Genomic DNA, 16,479 nt, shown 5'->3' with positions numbered 1-16,479 from the left:
TTATGCATCAGATCTCAATGCAGGATCTGACTCAGGAACAGCTTCGTCCGATCATTTTGCGGATTGTCGAAGAAGTCGTTCGGCGCCGCCTGTTCAACGATTTCGCCCTTGTCCATGAAGATCACGCGGTTGGCCACGGTGCGGGCGAAGCCCATTTCGTGGGTCACGCAGAGCATGGTCATGCCGTCTTCGGCCAGGCCGATCATGGTGTCGAGTACCTCTTTCACCATCTCCGGGTCGAGTGCCGAGGTCGGTTCGTCGAACAGCATGATTTTCGGCTTCATGCACAGCGCGCGGGCAATCGCCACACGCTGCTGCTGACCGCCGGACAGCTGTCCCGGATACTTGTGCGCCTGCTCCGGAATGCGTACGCGCTCCAGGTAATGCATGGCGATTTCCTCGGCCTTGCGCTTGGGCATCTTGCGCACCCACATCGGCGCCAGGGTGCAGTTCTGCAGGATGGTCAGGTGCGGGAACAGGTTGAAGTGCTGGAACACCATGCCGACTTCACGGCGGATCGCTTCGATCTGCTTGAGGTCGTTGGTCAGCTCCACGCCATCGACCACGATGCGGCCCTGCTGGTGCTCTTCCAGACGGTTGAGGCAGCGGATGGTGGTGGACTTGCCGGAACCCGACGGGCCGCACAGCACGATACGCTCGCCCTGACGTACGTTGAGGTTGATATCTTTCAGCACGTGGAACTGGCCGTACCACTTGTTCACGCCCTGCATCTGAATGATGCCTTCAGGGCCCACTGGCTTTTTGATTGCTTCGCTCATCGAAAAAACTCCTAACGCTTGTGGCCAGTGTCGAGCTTGCGTTCCAGGTGCATGGAATAGCGCGACATACCAAAACAGAAAATCCAGAACACCAGGGCGGCGAACACGTAGCCTTCGGTGGCCATGCCCAGCCATTTCGGATCGGCAGCGGCTTGCTTGACACTGTTGAGCAGGTCAAAGAGGCCAATGATGATCACCAGGCTGGTGTCCTTGAACAGCGCGATGAAGGTGTTGACGATGCCGGGAATCACCAGCTTCAGGGCTTGCGGCAGAATCACCAGGCCCATGGCGCGCCAGTAACCGAGGCCCATCGCGGCCGCGGCTTCGTACTGGCCTTTGGGGATCGCTTGCAGACCGCCGCGCACCACCTCGGCAACGTACGCCGACTGGAACAGGATCACGCCGATCAGCGCCCGCAGCAGCTTGTCGAAGTTCATGCCTTCGGGCAGGAACAGCGGCAGCATCACCGAGGACATGAACAGCACCGTGATCAACGGCACGCCGCGCCAGAACTCGATGAAGGTCACGCAGACCACACGAATCGCCGGCATGTTCGAACGCCGGCCCAGCGCCAGGACAATCCCCAGCGGCAACGCACCGGCGATGCCGACAGTGGCGATCACAAGGGTCAGCATCAGACCGCCCCACTGGCTGGTCGCCACGGTGTCGAGGCCGAAGACGCCGCCATGCAGCAGGCACCAGGCAACAATCGGGTAGACCACCAGGAAGCTCAGGCCGTACACCGCCTTGTGCGCCACGCGCTTGATGAACAGTGGCGCCACGCCGATGACCGCCAGCCACACGGTCAGGTCCACGCGCCAGCGCAGTTCCGGCGGGTAGTAGCCGTACATGAACTGGCCGAAACGCTGCTGGATGAAGACCCAGCAGGCGCCTTCCTTGGTGCAGTCGGCGCGGGTGGTGCCGACCCAGTTGGCATCGAGGATCGCCCAGCTGAGGATCGGCGGCACCACCAGGTAGATCAGGTAGAACGCAAACAGGGTCAGCAGCGTATTGAGCCAGCTGGAGAACATGTTCGCGCGGATCCACGCCATCGGGCCGAAGACCTTGGCCGGCGGTGGCATATCGGGTTTGAAAGTATGAGTACTCATGCGCTATTCCTTACCGCTCGATCAGCGCGATGCGCTTGTTGTACCAGTTCATCAGCAGGGAAATGCTGATACTGATCGCCAGGTACACGCTCATGGTGATGGCAATGACTTCGATCGCCTGACCGGTCTGGTTCAGCACGGTGCCGGCGAACAGCGAAACCATCTCCGGATAACCGATACCGGCCGCCAGCGAGGAGTTCTTCGCCAGGTTCAGGTATTGGCTGGTCAGCGGCGGGATGATGACCCGCAGCGCTTGCGGAATGATCACCTTGCGCAGGGTCGGGCCGTTGCGCAGGCCGAGCGAATGCGCCGCCTCGGTCTGGCCATGGCTGACCGACTTGATGCCCGAACGCACGATCTCGGCGATGAACGCTGCGGTGTACACCGTCAACGCCAGGGTCAAGGCCAGCAGTTCCGGAATCAGCACCCAGCCACCGACGAAGTTGAAGCCTTGCAGCTTCGGCATTTCCCAGTGCACAGGTGCACCGAAGATCAGCGCGCACAGCGCCGGGATCACCAGGAACAGCGCCAGGCCTGCCCAGAACTTGTGGAATGGCTCGCCAGTGGCCTCAAAGCGCTTGTTGGCCCAGCGGCTCATCAGCACGATGGCGACGATGGCCACCACGATGCTGACCACGAACGCCCAGAAGCCGTCGGCCATTTGCGCGGCCGGCATGTTCAGGCCACGGCTGCTGACGAAGAAGGTATCGCCGAAGTTGTGGCTGTTGCGCGGCCCCGGCATGGTCAGGAACACCGCGAAGTACCAGAACAGGATCTGCAGCAGTGGCGGGATGTTACGGAAAACCTCCACGTACACCGTTGCCAGTTTGGAAATGATCCAGTTCTTCGACAGACGTGCCACGCCGACGATGAAGCCGAGGATCGTGGCCAGGATCACACCGATGAACGTCACCAGCAGCGTGTTGAGCAGGCCGATGACGAAAACCCGGGCATAACTGTCCGCTTCGGTGTAGGAGATCAGGTGTTGAGCGATGCCGAACCCGGCACTGCGCTCGAGAAAGTCGAACCCCGAAGTGATACCCCGGTGTTGCAGGTTGGTCTGGGTGTTATCGAACAGATACCAGCCCAGGGAGACCACCGCCACGATGGTGATGATCTGAAATACCCACGCACGCACTCGTGGATCGCTGAGGCTGAGCCTCTGCTTTGGTGCGCCGATTGAATTTTGCATGAAGTGCCCCGGAAATAATGGAACAGAACGTCACCCGGCAGTTGGCCTGCCGGGTGACAGAACCATCAGCGCACTGGTGGTGCGTATTGAATGCCGCCGTTGTTCCACAGCGCGTTCAGGCCGCGGTCGATTTCCAGCGGAGTGCTCTTGCCGAGGTTTTTCTCGAAGATTTCGCCGTAGTTGCCGACTTGCTTGACGATCTGTACGACCCAGTCCTTCGGCAGTTTCAGGTCTTTGCCGTATTCGCCGTCTGCGCCGAGCATACGAGCGACATCCGGGTTCTTGGTGGATTTGGCTTCAGCTTCGACGTTCTTCGAAGAGATGCCGGCTTCTTCGGTGTTCAGCAGCGCGTAGCCAACCCAACGCACGATGGCCAGCCACTCGTCGTCGCCGTTACGCACGACCGGGCCCAGTGGTTCCTTGGAAATGGTTTCCGGCAGAACTACATAGTCCTTCGGCGAAGCCAGCTTGCTGCGCTGGGCGAACAGCTGGGACTTGTCGGAGGTCAGCACGTCGCAACGACCGGATTCCAGCGACTTGGCGCTTTCATCGGAGGTGTCGAAAGTGATCGGGGTGTATTTCAGACCGTTGCCGCGGAAGTAGTCGGAAACGTTCAACTCGGTGGTGGTACCGGCCTGGATGCAGATGGTTGCACCGTCCAGCTCTTTGGCACTCTTCACGCCCAGCTTGTTGTTTACCAGGAAGCCGATGCCGTCGTAGTAGGTAATGAAGCCCGGGAATTTCAGGCCCATGCCCGCGTCACGGGAGCTGGTCATGGTGGTGTTGCGCGACAGAATGTCGATCTCGCCCGACTGCAGCGCGGTGAAACGCTCCTTGGCGTTCAGCTGACTGAACTTGACCTTGGTCGCGTCGCCGAACACGGCAGCGGCCACGGCGCGGCAGACGTCAGCATCGATACCCACGATCTTGCCGGTGGAATCCGGAACCGAGAAGCCTGGCAAGCCATCGCTGACGCCGCACTGCACGAATCCTTTCTTCTTCACTGCATCCAGGGTTGCACCCGCCTGAGCGAACCCGCTGACACCCAGTACTGCAGCAGCAGTCACGATCGCCAGCGTGGATTTCAACATCTTCATTCAAACCTCCAGTTTTGCTCTTGTTGTGTCGGAGCTTGAGTCCAGTCGCACCCTTTTGAGGCGTTGTTGACCCGTGTTGGCTTTTTTTGGGGTCAACCGACGCAGGACCTTCGCTATGAGTCTAGTAGGAGACAATCCACATCATGGACAACTCACTTCTCACCAGTCGGCCGAACGGGCGGTAGCCCTTTCACGTTCGCTAAGCCCGTTGCGGCCATTGGCGAACATCCATCACCGGATTCTTTGCTATCCCGTCGCCAGGCGTTCACTGATAGTGTTACCGCCAGGCGCGAGATCGATTGCACGACTACCTCATAGCAAAGCCCGTACCACACCGGCTGCTGAAGCGATTGAGTGACACGTCAATAGCAAAACTTGCAGCCTTGCGACATCTTCTTAACGGATCAACCGGGCGCGCACGCAAATCACGCACTCAATGAGAGCGCCCGCACACAATTGGAGCAGCCATGACCGAGCCCTTGATTCTTCAGCCTGTTAAGCCCGCAGACGCCTGCGTGATCTGGCTGCACGGCCTCGGCGCCGACCGCTACGACTTTCTGCCGGTGGCCGAAGCGCTTCAGGAAAGCCTGCTGAGCACGCGTTTCGTCCTGCCCCAGGCGCCGACCCGTCCGGTGACGATAAATGGCGGATATGCCATGCCGAGCTGGTACGACATCAAGGCGATGAGCCCGGCCCGGGCGATCGACCGCGATGAGCTGGAAGCGTCTGCCGATCGCATCATCGAATTGATCGAACAACAGCGAAGCAGCGGAATAGACGCTTCGCGGATTTTCCTCGCCGGGTTCTCACAGGGCGGCGCCGTGGTCTATCACACCGCATTCCTGAAGTGGCAAGGGCCATTGGGTGGGGTACTGGCACTATCGACATACGCGCCGACCTTCAGCGATGAACTGGAGTTGTCCGCCAGCCAGCAGCGGATTCCGGTGCTGGCGCTGCACGGCCAGTTCGACAACGTGGTGCAGAACTCGATGGGACGCACGGCTTATGAGTATCTCAAGGCCCATGGTGTCACCGTGACATGGCAGGAATACCCAATGGAGCACGAAGTGTTACCCGAAGAAATTCGCGACATCGGCACATGGTTGAGCGAACGCCTGCGCTGACAATTGCGACAGGGGTCGCCCTTTGATCATCCCACTACGCCGCGCCCGTTTCTTGCATTACACTGGCCGGCGTACATTCCTTAACCAATTGATGAGATGACCGTGCTCAAAGCACTCAAGAAAATGTTCGGTAAAAGCGAGGCTGAGCAGCTCGCGCCAGTCCCCACTGCGCCGTCGCACGCCCCCGGTCATCGCAACGATGCCAGCCAGGCCGACCGCCAGACGCCCGCCACGCCCCCAAAGCAAGAACCGAAACCCGCTTCAGCTGCCGCGCCCGCCACCGAGCCGGCCCGCGGCGAAACACCGAAACCGGCCAGACCACGTCGCGAACCCAAGCCCAAGGCGCCGGTGATTCCCTGGAAACTCGAAGACTTCGTCGTCGAGCCGCAGGAAGGCAAGACCCGCTTCCACGATTTCAAACTCGCCCCGGAACTGATGCACGCCATCCACGACCTGGGTTTCCCGTATTGCACGCCGATCCAGGCCCAGGTGCTGGGTTATACCCTCGCCGGCAAAGACGCCATCGGCCGCGCCCAGACCGGCACCGGCAAGACCGCCGCGTTCCTGATCTCGATCATCACCCAGCTGTTGCAGACCCCGCCGCCGAAAGAGCGCTACATGGGCGAACCACGGGCGCTGATCATCGCGCCGACCCGCGAGCTGGTGGTGCAGATCGCCAAGGACGCCGCCGACCTGACCAAGTACACCGGCCTCAACGTCATGACCTTCGTCGGCGGGATGGACTTCGACAAGCAGCTCAAGCACCTCGAAGCGCGCCATTGCGACATCCTCGTCGCAACCCCGGGCCGCCTGCTCGACTTCAACCAGCGCGGCGACGTGCACCTGGACATGGTCGAAGTGATGGTGCTGGACGAAGCCGACCGCATGCTCGACATGGGCTTCATCCCGCAGGTCCGGCAGATCATTCGCCAGACCCCGCCGAAAAGCGAACGCCAGACTCTGCTGTTCTCCGCGACCTTCACCGATGACGTGATGAACCTCGCCAAGCAGTGGACCACCGATCCTGCGATCGTCGAAATCGAAGTCACCAACGTGGCCAACGAAAACGTCGAGCAGCACATCTACGCGGTGGCCGGTGCCGACAAATACAAACTGCTGTTCAACCTGGTCAACGATAACGGCTGGGAGCGGGTCATCGTGTTCGCCAATCGCAAGGACGAAGTGCGCCGCATCGAAGAACGCCTGGTACGCGACGGCATCAACGCCGCGCAACTGTCCGGCGACGTGCCGCAGCACAAGCGGATCAAGACGCTGGAAGGCTTCCGCGAAGGCAAGATCCGGGTGCTGGTCGCCACCGACGTGGCCGGTCGCGGTATCCACATCGACGGCATCAGCCACGTGATCAACTTCACTCTGCCGGAAGTCCCGGACGACTACGTGCACCGCATCGGCCGTACCGGTCGGGCCGGCGCCGATGGCGTGTCGATCAGCTTCGCCGGTGAAGACGACTCCTATCAGTTGCCGTCCATCGAAGAAAAACTCGGTCGCAAGATCAGCTGTGAAACGCCGCCGACCCATCTATTGCGGGCGGTTGAGCGCAAGCGTCCACAGTAAGCGCCGCCAAAACGAGAAGCGCAGCCGGCAACGGACTGCGCTTTTTTTTCGCCCGGATATTGTTCAACAAAACTAAAAGTCCATAATGGACAAATTAGTTTATAAACAGTCTCCGGAGTCCGGCATGTCCAGTACACCTTACGTGATCGACCAAACCCAGGCCCGCGAGTTGCTGGCCCGAATCGATGTGCCGCAGATCCTGCGCAAGCTGTTCCGTGATCTGGCCGCCGGAGACGCGGTGCAACCGGCGCAGCAATGGGTGGAATTCCCCCAGGGTGCCGGGGATTTCATCAACTATCTGGGCGTATTGGCACAAGACGGCGTGTACGGGGTCAAGACTTCGCCGTACATCGTTCGCGAACAAGGCCCGCTGGTGACGGCGTGGACGCTGCTGATGTCGATGCAGACCGGCCAGCCGCTGCTGCTCTGCGATGCCGGCGAACTGACCACCGCCCGTACCGCTGCGACTACCGCCGTAGCGGTCGATGCCCTCGCCCCGTTGAACGCCGCGCGTCTGGCAATCATCGGTAGCGGCAAGGTCGCCCAGGCGCACCTGAATTACGTCAAGACGTTGCGCGACTGGCAGAGCATCAGTGTGTACTCGCCCACCCTGAGCGAAGACCCGGCAACCACCCGCCAGCTGCAAGCCCTCGATCCACGGGTGAGCATCGCCGACAGCCGCGAAGCCGCCATCGCCGACGCAGATGTGATCATGCTCTGCACCTCGTCCGCGGGCCCGGTGATCGACCCGGCAACCTTGAGCAAACCGGCGCTGATCACCTCGATCAGCACCAACGCACCGCGCGCCCATGAAGTGCCACCGCAAAGCCTCAACGACATGCAGGTGTTCTGCGACTATCGTCTGACCACCCCGGGCTCGGCCGGCGAGATGCTGATTGCCGGCGAACAGCATGGCTGGGACAGCAGCGCGATCATCGGTGACCTGGCGGATCTGCTCAGCGAAAAAGTGCGGCGCCCCGATTACCACCGTCACGTGTTTTTCCGCTCCATCGGTCTGGGCCTGGAAGACATCGCCCTGGCCAACGCCGTCTATCAATTGCAGCGCTGACACCGGAGATTTTCATGAGTCATGCAGATTTCATCATCATCGGCGGCGGGATTGCCGGCGCCTCCACCGGTTTCTGGCTGTCGCAACACGGCAAAGTTGTGGTGCTGGAGCGCGAGTCGCACCCGGCTTATCACTCGACCGGGCGTTCGGCTGCGCTGTTCACCGCCGCATACGGCACTCCGCAGGTTCGGGCGCTGACCCAGGCCAGCCGTGAATTCTTCGACCATCCGCCCAGCGGCTTCTGCGAACACCCGCTGCTGACTCCACGCGGAGAAATGACTGTCGACTTCGCGGGTGACGCCGCCGAGCTGAACAATCAGTACCTCAGCGCCAAAGCCACGGTGCCGGAAATGCAGCTTCTCAGCGCGGATGAAGCCTGCGCGCGGCTGCCGATCCTGCGCCGGGAGAAAGTCCATGGCGCGATCTACGACCCGACCGCCAGCGACATCGATACCGATGCGCTGCATCAGGGCTATCTGCGCGGCATCCGTCGCAACAACGGCCAGGTGCAGACCGATTGCGAAGTGATCGGACTGAGCCGCGATGCCGACGGCATCTGGCAAGTGCAGACCAACGGCCAGACCTTCAGCGCCCCCATCGTAATCAACGCGGCAGGCGCCTGGGCCGACAAGATCGGTGCCCTGGCCGGCGCCAAGCCGCTGGGCCTGCAACCGAAACGTCGCGCGGCGTTCATCTTCGCCGGCCCCGAAGGCGTGGACATTCATCACTGGCCGATGCTGGTCAGCCTCGACGAATCCTTCTATATGAAGCCCGACGCCGGGATGTTCCTCGGCTCGCCGGCCAACGCCGACCCGGTCGAACCGCACGACGTGCAGCCGGAAGAACTGGACATCGCCATGGGCATTTACCAGATCGAGGAAGCGACGACCCTGACCATCCGCCGCCCGACTCGCACCTGGGCGGGCCTGCGCAGTTTCGTGGCTGACGGAGATTTGCTGTCCGGGTTCGATCCGCAGGTGCCGGGGCTGTTCTGGGTCGCGGCCCAGGGCGGTTACGGTATCCAGACCTCACCGGCGATGGGCATGGCCAGCGCGGCGCTGGTGCGTGGCGAATCGCTGCCCGAACACCTCAAGCAATTCGGCCTGAGCGCCGCCATGCTCGCCCCTGCCCGCCTGGCCTGACCGTCCGCCCGGATGACGCGCCCGACGGATTGCGGCACACTCGCAACGCCCCCGGATCACGGGGGCGTTGACGTTGCCTGGAGCTTCACAGTTATGACCGCCCCTGAACAAACGCCCGAGCTGCATGACGCTGCGCTGGACAACTACCACGCCATCGCCGATGCCATCGCCACGCTGTTCTTTCCCCACGCCGAAGTGGTGCTGCACGACCTGCGCACGCAGAAGGTCGACTACATCGCCAACAACCTGTCGAAACGGGTGATCGGCGATGAATCGTCGCTGGAAGACATGCTCAGCGACGACGTCAGCGAACGGAACATCGGCCCGTACGAAAAGCTCAACTGGGACGGCCAGAAGATTCGCAGCCTGAGCACCGTGCTGCGCGACAGCGAAGGTCATCCGCTGGCGGTGCTGTGCATCAACCTGAATATTTCGCTGTTCGAGAATGCCAAGGCTGCGCTGGACCTGTTCCTCTCGCCGAGCAAACTGATTCCGCAACCGGACTCGCTGTTTCGCGATGACTGGCAGGAGCGCATCAACACTTTCCTGCACGCCTGGCTACGCGAGCGGCAACTGAGCCTGAACCTGCTGACCCGCGATCACAAACGCGAACTGGTATTGGCGCTGCACGCCGAGGGGGCATTCAAGGGCAAGAGCGCCTCGAACTATGTGGCCAATGTGCTGAACATGGGGCGGGCGACGGTTTACAAGCATTTGAAGGAATTGAAGGGCTGAAGATTTTGCGGTGAATCTGACGGCCTCATCGCTGGCAAGCCAGCTCCCACAGGTTTTGTGTACACCAAAAATCTCTGTGGGAGCTGGCTTGCCAGCGATGGCGGACTGTCAGTCGCCGTAGATGTCCGACTTGAAGTACTTCTCGGAAATCTTCTGATATTCGCCACTGGCACGAATGCCGTCGATGGCGCTGTTCAACTGGCTGACCAGCTCGGTGTTGCCCTTGCGCACCGCAATCCCCGCGCCCTCGCCCACGTATTTCGGATCCTTCAGCTCAGGCCCGACAAAGGCGTAACCCTTGCCGCGCGGCATCGACAGGAAGTCGTTCAGCGGGATGGTGTCGGCGAAGATCGCGTCGAGACGACCGGCCGCCAGGTCCATGTAGATTTCTTCGTTGTTGCCATAGCGTTTGACGTTGATGCCCTTGGGCTCGAACACCTCGGTGGCGTAACGGTCGGTGGTGGTCGCACGCTGCACGCCGACGGTTTTGCCCTTGAGGCTGGCGTACTGGTCATCGACGCTCGCGCCTTCCTTCATCACCAGCCGCGACGAGGTGAAATAGTACTTGTGGGTGAAGTCCACCGACTTCTTGCGGTCTTCATTGATGGTCATGGACGACAGCGCCATGTCGATTTTCTTCACTTTCAGGGAAGGAATCAGACCGTCGAACTCGCCCTCGACCCACACGCACTTGACCTGCATCTGCGCGCACAGGGCATTGCCGATGTCGTAGTCGAAACCGACGATTTCACCCTTGTCGGTTTTCGAGGCGAAGGGCGGATACGCCGCTTCGATACCGATGCGCAGGGTTTTCTCGGCGGCGAACGCGCTGCTGCACGCCAACAGGCTCAGCGCCAGACCGGTAATGAGGGGGAATTTCTTCATGTTCGTTCTCTCGCGGGTTGTTGTTGGTTTGGCAAGACGAAGAAGAGCAGCTGCAAGCGGTAAGCCTGGAGCTTCAAGCACGAGGCGATTTTTTGTACTTGTAAATCCATACTGGACTTTTACGTACAAATCGTCAATTGGGCAAAAGAGATTGCTTCCTGCTGTTGGTCAGGTAGGTAATCCATAGCATTTTCGGTGTTGCGGATGGCGCCTTCGCGAGCAAGCCCGCTCCCACATTGGAATGCATTTCCCTGTGGGAGCGGGCTTGCTCGCGAAGAGGGCCGGGAGAGCAGCGCAGAATCTACTGCTTCCAGCGATCCGCCGCCGCATGATCGCTGTCGCGACCTTCGACCCAGCGCGGGCCGTCGCTGGTGTTCTCTTTCTTCCAGAACGGTGCGCGGGTTTTCAGGTAATCCATGACGAAGGCGCAGGCGTCAAACGCCGCTTGGCGGTGGGCACTGGCAGCGGCGACAAACACGATCGGTTCGCCCGGTTCCAGCGCGCCGATGCGGTGCAGCACTTCCAGCTTCAACAGCGGCCAGCGCTGCTCGGCCTCCAAGGCGATCTTGCCGAGGGCCTTTTCGGTCATTCCCGGATAGTGTTCGAGGAACATCCCGGCGACATCGAGGCCATCGTTGAAGTCGCGCACGTAGCCGACAAAACTCACCACCGCGCCGACGCCGACATTTGCCGCGTGCATCGCGTTGACTTCAGCGCCAGGATCGAACGGTTCGGACTGCACCCGAATGCGCATGGCTCAGCCTCCGGTCACGGTGGGGAAAAACGCCACTTCGTCGCCGTCCACCACCGGCTCGTCGAGCTGGCAGAGGTCTTCGTTGCGTGCGCACATCAGGTTCTGCTCGCTGAGCACATCGGCGCCTTCACGCTGAGCCAACAACGCACGAACATCATCGACGGTGGCGAAATCACCCTCGACCTTCACCGAATCCACGCCCAGCGCCTCACGGTAACGGGCAAAAAACTTCACGGTCAGGTTCATGGCTGCTCCGCCTGGAAATGCCCGCTCTTGCCGCCGACTTTCTCCAGCAGGCGCACACTTTCGATGGTCATGCCGCGATCCACGGCCTTGCACATGTCGTAGATCGTCAGCGCGGCGACGCTGGCGGCGGTCAGCGCTTCCATCTCGACACCGGTCTGCCCGGACAATTTGCAGCGAGCCACGATGCGTACCGTGTCATCGCCTTCGGCGCTGAGTTCGACCTTGACGCCGGTCAGCATCAACGGATGGCACAGGGGAATCAGGTCACTGGTTTTTTTCGCCGCCTGAATGCCGGCAATGCGCGCCACGGCGAACACGTCGCCCTTGGGATGGCCGCCGCTGACGATCATCTGCAGGGTATCGGGCAGCATGCGCACCAGCGCTTGGGCCGTCGCTTCACGGAACGTCACGGCTTTTTCGGTGACGTCGACCATGTTGGCGCGACCTTGGGAATCGAGATGAGTCAGCACGGGATTACTCCTGATCAGGAGCGTCGATTGTAAACCTGGGGGTCAGAATTGCGCACATAAAAAACCGGGCGACTTTGCAGTCGCCCGGTTCGGTTTGACGGTTACAGATGCGATTCGGCGTATTCGGCCAGGATCGAGCGAGGCACCCCTTGCAGGGTAATGTGCACCCCGTTGGGGAAATCCTTGAAGCGTTCGGTCAGGTAAGTCAGCCCGGAGCTGGTCGCGGACAGGTAAGGGGTGTCGATCTGTGCCAGGTTGCCCAGGCACACCACTTTGGAACCGGCGCCGGCCCGGGTGATGATGGTTTTCATCTGGTGCGGCGTGAGGTTCTGGCATTCGTCGATCAGGATCAGGCTCTGCTGGAAGCTGCGACCGCGAATGTAATTGAGCGATTTGAACTGCAACGGCACTTTGCTGAGGATGTAGTCGACGCTGCCATGGGTGTTTTCGTCATCCATGTGCAAGGCTTCGAGGTTGTCGGTGATGGCGCCCAGCCAAGGCTCCATTTTTTCCGCTTCGGTGCCGGGCAGGAAGCCGATTTCCTGGTCCAGGCCCTGCACGCTGCGGGTAGCGATGATGCGGCGATAACGCTTGCTGACCATGGTCTGCTCGATCGCAGCGGCCAGCGCCAGAATGGTTTTACCCGAGCCGGCGGCGCCGGACAGGTTGACCAGGTGAATGTCCGGATCCAGCAGCGCGTACAGCGCCAGGCTCTGATAGATGTCCCGTGGCTTGAGGCCCCAGGCTTCCTGATGCAACAGCGGTTCCTGGTGCAGGTCGAGGATCAGCAGCTTGTCTTCTTCGATCTCCTTGATCCAGCCGACGAAGCCCTGCTCATCAATGATGAACTCGTTGATGTGCACGGCGGGCAGGTTGTCGATCAGTTGGACCTGATGCCAGGTGCGGCCGTGGTCCTGACGGGTTTCGACCTTGCTCACGCGGTCCCAGAAGGAGCCGGTCATGTTGTGATAGCCGTTGGGCAGCAGGGACACGTCGTCGACCAGTTGGTCGGTGCTGTAGTCCTCGGCGTCGATCCCGCAGGCGCGCGCCTTGAGGCGCATGTTGATGTCTTTGGTGACCAGCACCACCGGTTTGCTCGGTTCGCGGGTGTGCAGGTCGATCAGCTGGTTGATGATTTTGTTGTCGTTCAGATGCTCGGGCAGAATCAGGTTCGATTCGGCCTGTTTGCTCATCAGAATCGACAGCAAGCCCTTCGGGCCGCCCTTGCCGCGCTGGATCGGCACGCCCTGTTCGACGTCATCGGGTGAGGCATCGCCCAGGGTCTTGTCGATCAGCCGGATCGCCTGACGGCACTCGGCGGCCACGCTGTGATGCCCGCTTTTGAGCTTGTCCAGCTCTTCAAGCACGGTCATCGGGATCGCGACGTGGTGTTCTTCGAAATTCAGCAGGGCGTTCGGATCGTGAATCAGTACGTTGGTATCGAGTACATAAAGGATTGGCTGGTTGGAGGAAGGGCTACGTCCGTGATCATCCATACTCGGTCACCTTTGTGGGAGCCATTCGACGCAATACCTCGGCGGTGCTGCGCCTCGAAGTGACTGCCGAATCCACCTGCACAGCTTTTGTCGGGATAGCAGGTGAACTGCACACAAAATGGGTCTTGGAAGACGCCACCTGTGTTGCAGGTTTCGGCGGTCTGACTTCGTAATACTCCAAAACCCGTGACAGAAAAAAGCACTTTGACGCTTTTTTGAAGTTTATTTTGCAAAGTGACGAAAAGCCCTTGGCGGACCGCCCTGCCCCCGTTAGAGTCGGAAGTCCGCCTGCATCAAATTCCGCAAAAAAATCACCCCAAGCCCAATGTTTCCGGGCTCTTGCCGTTTTTCAGCGAAACGCGTCCTGACAGTCTTCCCAGCCGATACCGCTTTGCGCGGTTTGTGTGATCAGCCACGGCAACGCGGTCTTCACTGCATCCTGTTTCATGTTGAAATTGATCACCCCGTGCCGCCACAGCAGCATCAGGGTCAGCACCCGCTGCGCGCTCGGAGCGCCCTTGAGCTTGCCGGCGCCGTCCTGGGCATCGATGTCCCACAGCGCCACTTGCAGGCCCTGACTGTTGAAGAAACTACGGGCATCGCTGCGTCGTTGGCCTTCCGGCGGACGGAACAGCGGCACGTAGTTTTCCGGCAGCTTGTTGCGGACCAGATCGGCACTGCGCCGCACCGAATCCTGCCAGTCCTGCCAGTGGCTGTGGGAGCGGAACTCCCAGCCCTGCACACCGACGCACTGCTGCGAAAACGCCGCTTGCAGACTGCTGACGGAACGATCGGCCAGCCGCGCCTGAACATCCTTGCCCAGCATGAAAAAGGTGCCGCTCAGGTTCGACTTGCGCAGGTACTCGGCGAGCCAGTCGGTGTTGTCCGGTTGCAGGTTGGCGGCGCTGTCGAAACTCAGCAGAAACAAGCGATCGTGCATGTCGTCGCCGTTGCGCTCGTAGTCTCCGAAATGATCGAGTTCGCTGCTGGTCTGCGGCGAGAGCGCAGCCTTGCGCATCAGCTCATCAAGGTATTGCAGGTGGAAGATCCGGCTCGGTTCAGCCCACCTGGTGTAATAGCTTTCGTCGCTGACCACGAATTTGGCAGCCTGCTCGCGCAGGGTCGGCAGGTCCTCGACAAGGAAGCAGAACGAGGCATCCTGATCGCAGCTTTGTTGGGCAAAGTTGTAGTTGGCGAGCAGACGCTGCCACAGGCGCTCGCGCAGGCTGTTGATGGCGTCCAGATTGACCGTGCGCAGCCCCAGACGCTGGGCCAGCGCCGCTTCGTCCAGCGCTTCGGTGCCGAGCAGGCCGCGGGCGAACATCAGGATTTCCGCCCGCGAGGCGACGTCGAACAGGGTCGGATTGTCGAGTTTTTCCGGCCAGGTGCTGCGATCCAGCTTCGCGATATCGCCCGGCGCCGCAACGGCACCGACGCTCAACAGCCACGCGGTGAAAAAAAGAACAATGCGCAAAGGGTGTCTCCATAACAAAACCCGCGCCGCACTATAGCCGATCCGACAGTAATTCCCGCAGGCACCCAGATGATCGTTCCCACGCTCTGCGTGGTAACGCCTCCCCGGACGCTCTGCGTCCGCTGCCGGGGTGACGCAGAGCGTCACTGGCTGCATTCCCACGCAGAGCGTGGGAACGATCAGGGTTGGGTGGCACACCGCCGATCACCTATGGACGCGATAGCTGGAGTCATCCGCCCCAACCCCCTAGAATCGCCCCCACGATTAAAGGAGACGACTTCATGCTGATGGTGATTTCCCCCGCCAAGACCCTCGATTACGAAACACCGCCGGCGACCCAGCGCTTCACCCAGCCGCAATACCTCGACCATTCCCAGGAACTGATCCAGCAACTGCGCGAGCTGAGCCCGGCGCAGATCAGCGAACTGATGCACGTGTCCGACAAGATCGGCGGTCTCAACGCCGCGCGTTTCGGCAGCTGGACACCGGCGTTCACGCCGGAAAACGCCAAACAGGCACTGCTGGCCTTCAAGGGCGACGTCTACACCGGGCTCGATGCCCAGTCGTTCAGCGAAGCCGATTTCGACTACGCGCAACAGCACCTGCGCATGCTCTCCGGCCTTTACGGCCTGCTGCGCCCGCTCGATCTGATGCAGCCGTATCGCCTGGAAATGGGCACCAAACTGGCCAACGCCCGTGGCAAGGACTTGTACGCCTTTTGGGGCACACGCATCAGTGAATGGCTGAACGAAGCGCTGGCCGATCAGGGCGACGACGTGCTGTTGAACCTGGCGTCCAACGAATACTTCTCGGCGGTCAAACGCACAGCCTTGAATGCGCGGATCATCAACACCGAATTCAAGGACCTGAAAAACGGCCAGTACAAGATCATCAGCTTCTACGCCAAGAAAGCCCGGGGCCTGATGAGCCGCTTCGTGATCCAGGAAAAAATCAACGATCCGGCCCTGCTCAAGCAGTTCGATGTGCAGGGTTATTGCTACAGCGCCGAGCAATCGAAACCGGATAATCTGGTGTTTCTACGCGATCACGCCCCCGAATAAAGCATGCCTAATGCACGACTCTTTATATGAAGAGTCGTGCAGCTCGCACGATGTCAAAAAACCCTCGCCACATTTCGCCATTTTACTGGCGCCAGAAAAACCTCCCTGCCTTTTCTAAGATTAGTTTCACTCGACACTGATCATTTTTTTCAGTAGTGGCACCTAAATTTTTTCACCGTAGTGGCACAAAACTATCTAACGTGATTTTTCGCCTGTTATTAAAGGTCGAAAACGAAATTGCTATCAAATTGATACTGGTGCCATCTCTGAC

16 protein-coding genes are annotated in these 16,479 nt (G+C 60.3%); 6 read left to right on the top strand and 10 right to left on the bottom strand.

Annotated features, from left to right (window positions below):
- Window positions 1–14 precede the first annotated feature (14 nt).
- The 4 genes from CAF77_RS13160 to CAF77_RS13145 form a co-directional block, all read right to left on the bottom strand.
- A complete protein-coding gene (locus CAF77_RS13160) occupies window positions 15–779 on the bottom strand; it encodes an amino acid ABC transporter ATP-binding protein (protein ID WP_007957337.1) in 765 nt (254 codons plus the stop codon).
- An 11-nt stretch (window positions 780–790) separates the two neighbouring features.
- Window positions 791–1,888 (bottom strand): amino acid ABC transporter permease, encoded by a 1,098-nt coding sequence (locus CAF77_RS13155; protein ID WP_011332573.1) that lies wholly within the window; start codon window positions 1,886–1,888, stop codon window positions 791–793.
- A 10-nt stretch (window positions 1,889–1,898) separates the two neighbouring features.
- A complete protein-coding gene (locus CAF77_RS13150; protein ID WP_011332572.1) occupies window positions 1,899–3,080 on the bottom strand; it encodes an amino acid ABC transporter permease in 1,182 nt (393 codons plus the stop codon).
- A gap of 65 nt (window positions 3,081–3,145) precedes the next feature.
- On the bottom strand, window positions 3,146–4,177 hold the full coding sequence (locus CAF77_RS13145; RefSeq protein ID WP_011332571.1) for an amino acid ABC transporter substrate-binding protein: 1,032 nt from the start codon (window positions 4,175–4,177) through the stop codon (window positions 3,146–3,148).
- 467 nt (window positions 4,178–4,644) lie between these two features.
- Between CAF77_RS13145 and CAF77_RS13140 the strand changes: the two genes are divergently transcribed.
- From CAF77_RS13140 to CAF77_RS13120, 5 genes are all read left to right on the top strand, one after another.
- Window positions 4,645–5,301 carry an alpha/beta hydrolase gene (locus CAF77_RS13140; RefSeq protein ID WP_085654672.1) on the top strand — a complete coding sequence of 219 codons (657 nt, stop codon included), beginning with the start codon at window positions 4,645–4,647 and terminating at the stop codon, window positions 5,299–5,301.
- 96 nt (window positions 5,302–5,397) lie between these two features.
- Entirely contained in the window at window positions 5,398–6,876 is a 1,479-nt protein-coding gene (gene rhlB, locus CAF77_RS13135) for an ATP-dependent RNA helicase RhlB (protein ID WP_085654670.1), read from the top strand.
- Window positions 6,877–7,000: 124 nt separating this feature from the next.
- Window positions 7,001–7,945: an ornithine cyclodeaminase family protein gene (locus tag CAF77_RS13130; protein ID WP_085654668.1), complete on the top strand. Its 945-nt coding sequence runs from the start codon at window positions 7,001–7,003 to the stop codon at window positions 7,943–7,945.
- A gap of 14 nt (window positions 7,946–7,959) precedes the next feature.
- Window positions 7,960–9,087: an FAD-binding oxidoreductase gene (locus CAF77_RS13125; protein WP_064382449.1), complete on the top strand. Its 1,128-nt coding sequence runs from the start codon at window positions 7,960–7,962 to the stop codon at window positions 9,085–9,087.
- Between the two features lie 93 nt (window positions 9,088–9,180).
- Window positions 9,181–9,822 carry a transcriptional regulator gene (locus CAF77_RS13120; RefSeq protein WP_064382450.1) on the top strand — a complete coding sequence of 214 codons (642 nt, stop codon included), beginning with the start codon at window positions 9,181–9,183 and terminating at the stop codon, window positions 9,820–9,822.
- A gap of 108 nt (window positions 9,823–9,930) precedes the next feature.
- Here CAF77_RS13120 and CAF77_RS13115 read toward each other — a convergent pair whose 3' ends face one another.
- The 6 genes from CAF77_RS13115 to CAF77_RS13090 form a co-directional block, all read right to left on the bottom strand.
- Window positions 9,931–10,707 carry an ABC transporter substrate-binding protein gene (locus tag CAF77_RS13115; RefSeq protein ID WP_064382451.1) on the bottom strand — a complete coding sequence of 259 codons (777 nt, stop codon included), beginning with the start codon at window positions 10,705–10,707 and terminating at the stop codon, window positions 9,931–9,933.
- A gap of 301 nt (window positions 10,708–11,008) precedes the next feature.
- On the bottom strand, window positions 11,009–11,461 hold the full coding sequence (gene moaE, locus CAF77_RS13110; protein ID WP_064382452.1) for a molybdopterin synthase catalytic subunit MoaE: 453 nt from the start codon (window positions 11,459–11,461) through the stop codon (window positions 11,009–11,011).
- Between the two features lie 3 nt (window positions 11,462–11,464).
- A complete protein-coding gene (locus CAF77_RS13105; protein WP_064382453.1) occupies window positions 11,465–11,707 on the bottom strand; it encodes a MoaD/ThiS family protein in 243 nt (80 codons plus the stop codon).
- Entirely contained in the window at window positions 11,704–12,177 is a 474-nt protein-coding gene (gene moaC / locus CAF77_RS13100) for a cyclic pyranopterin monophosphate synthase MoaC (protein ID WP_064382454.1), read from the bottom strand. Before moaC ends, CAF77_RS13105 begins: the two co-directional genes overlap by 4 nt.
- A 101-nt stretch (window positions 12,178–12,278) precedes the next feature.
- On the bottom strand, window positions 12,279–13,673 hold the full coding sequence (locus CAF77_RS13095) for a PhoH family protein (protein WP_011332563.1): 1,395 nt from the start codon (window positions 13,671–13,673) through the stop codon (window positions 12,279–12,281).
- Window positions 13,674–14,022: 349 nt separating this feature from the next.
- Complete coding sequence (locus CAF77_RS13090) at window positions 14,023–15,147, bottom strand: polysaccharide deacetylase family protein (RefSeq protein ID WP_085654667.1); 1,125 nt, start codon at window positions 15,145–15,147, stop codon at window positions 14,023–14,025.
- A gap of 281 nt (window positions 15,148–15,428) precedes the next feature.
- Between CAF77_RS13090 and yaaA the strand changes: the two genes are divergently transcribed.
- Window positions 15,429–16,208: a peroxide stress protein YaaA gene (gene yaaA / locus CAF77_RS13085; protein ID WP_085654665.1), complete on the top strand. Its 780-nt coding sequence runs from the start codon at window positions 15,429–15,431 to the stop codon at window positions 16,206–16,208.
- The last annotated feature ends 271 nt before the right edge of the window (window positions 16,209–16,479 follow it).

This window comes from Pseudomonas sp. R15(2017), from assembly GCF_002112685.1.
Classification (GTDB): domain Bacteria; phylum Pseudomonadota; class Gammaproteobacteria; order Pseudomonadales; family Pseudomonadaceae; genus Aquipseudomonas; species Aquipseudomonas glycinae.
Note: the sequence above shows the minus strand (reverse complement) of the source record. Positions and strands in the feature narration are given on the sequence as shown.

What these genes read in the sequence shown, in the direction of transcription:
- CAF77_RS13120 (WP_064382450.1), top strand. Translation starts at nt 9,181, where the DNA reads ATGACCGCCCCTGAACAAACGCCCGAGCTGCATGACGCTGCGCTGGAC.
- CAF77_RS13105 (WP_064382453.1), bottom strand. Translation starts at nt 11,707, where the DNA reads ATGAACCTGACCGTGAAGTTTTTTGCCCGTTACCGTGAGGCGCTGGGC.
- CAF77_RS13145 (WP_011332571.1), bottom strand. Translation starts at nt 4,177, where the DNA reads ATGAAGATGTTGAAATCCACGCTGGCGATCGTGACTGCTGCTGCAGTA.
- CAF77_RS13140 (WP_085654672.1), top strand. Translation starts at nt 4,645, where the DNA reads ATGACCGAGCCCTTGATTCTTCAGCCTGTTAAGCCCGCAGACGCCTGC.
- CAF77_RS13150 (WP_011332572.1), bottom strand. Translation starts at nt 3,080, where the DNA reads ATGCAAAATTCAATCGGCGCACCAAAGCAGAGGCTCAGCCTCAGCGAT.
- CAF77_RS13155 (WP_011332573.1), bottom strand. Translation starts at nt 1,888, where the DNA reads ATGAGTACTCATACTTTCAAACCCGATATGCCACCGCCGGCCAAGGTC.
- CAF77_RS13115 (WP_064382451.1), bottom strand. Translation starts at nt 10,707, where the DNA reads ATGAAGAAATTCCCCCTCATTACCGGTCTGGCGCTGAGCCTGTTGGCG.
- CAF77_RS13125 (WP_064382449.1), top strand. Translation starts at nt 7,960, where the DNA reads ATGAGTCATGCAGATTTCATCATCATCGGCGGCGGGATTGCCGGCGCC.
- rhlB (WP_085654670.1), top strand. Translation starts at nt 5,398, where the DNA reads ATGACCGTGCTCAAAGCACTCAAGAAAATGTTCGGTAAAAGCGAGGCT.
- CAF77_RS13095 (WP_011332563.1), bottom strand. Translation starts at nt 13,673, where the DNA reads ATGGATGATCACGGACGTAGCCCTTCCTCCAACCAGCCAATCCTTTAT.
- moaE (WP_064382452.1), bottom strand. Translation starts at nt 11,461, where the DNA reads ATGCGCATTCGGGTGCAGTCCGAACCGTTCGATCCTGGCGCTGAAGTC.
- CAF77_RS13130 (WP_085654668.1), top strand. Translation starts at nt 7,001, where the DNA reads ATGTCCAGTACACCTTACGTGATCGACCAAACCCAGGCCCGCGAGTTG.
- yaaA (WP_085654665.1), top strand. Translation starts at nt 15,429, where the DNA reads ATGCTGATGGTGATTTCCCCCGCCAAGACCCTCGATTACGAAACACCG.
- CAF77_RS13160 (WP_007957337.1), bottom strand. Translation starts at nt 779, where the DNA reads ATGAGCGAAGCAATCAAAAAGCCAGTGGGCCCTGAAGGCATCATTCAG.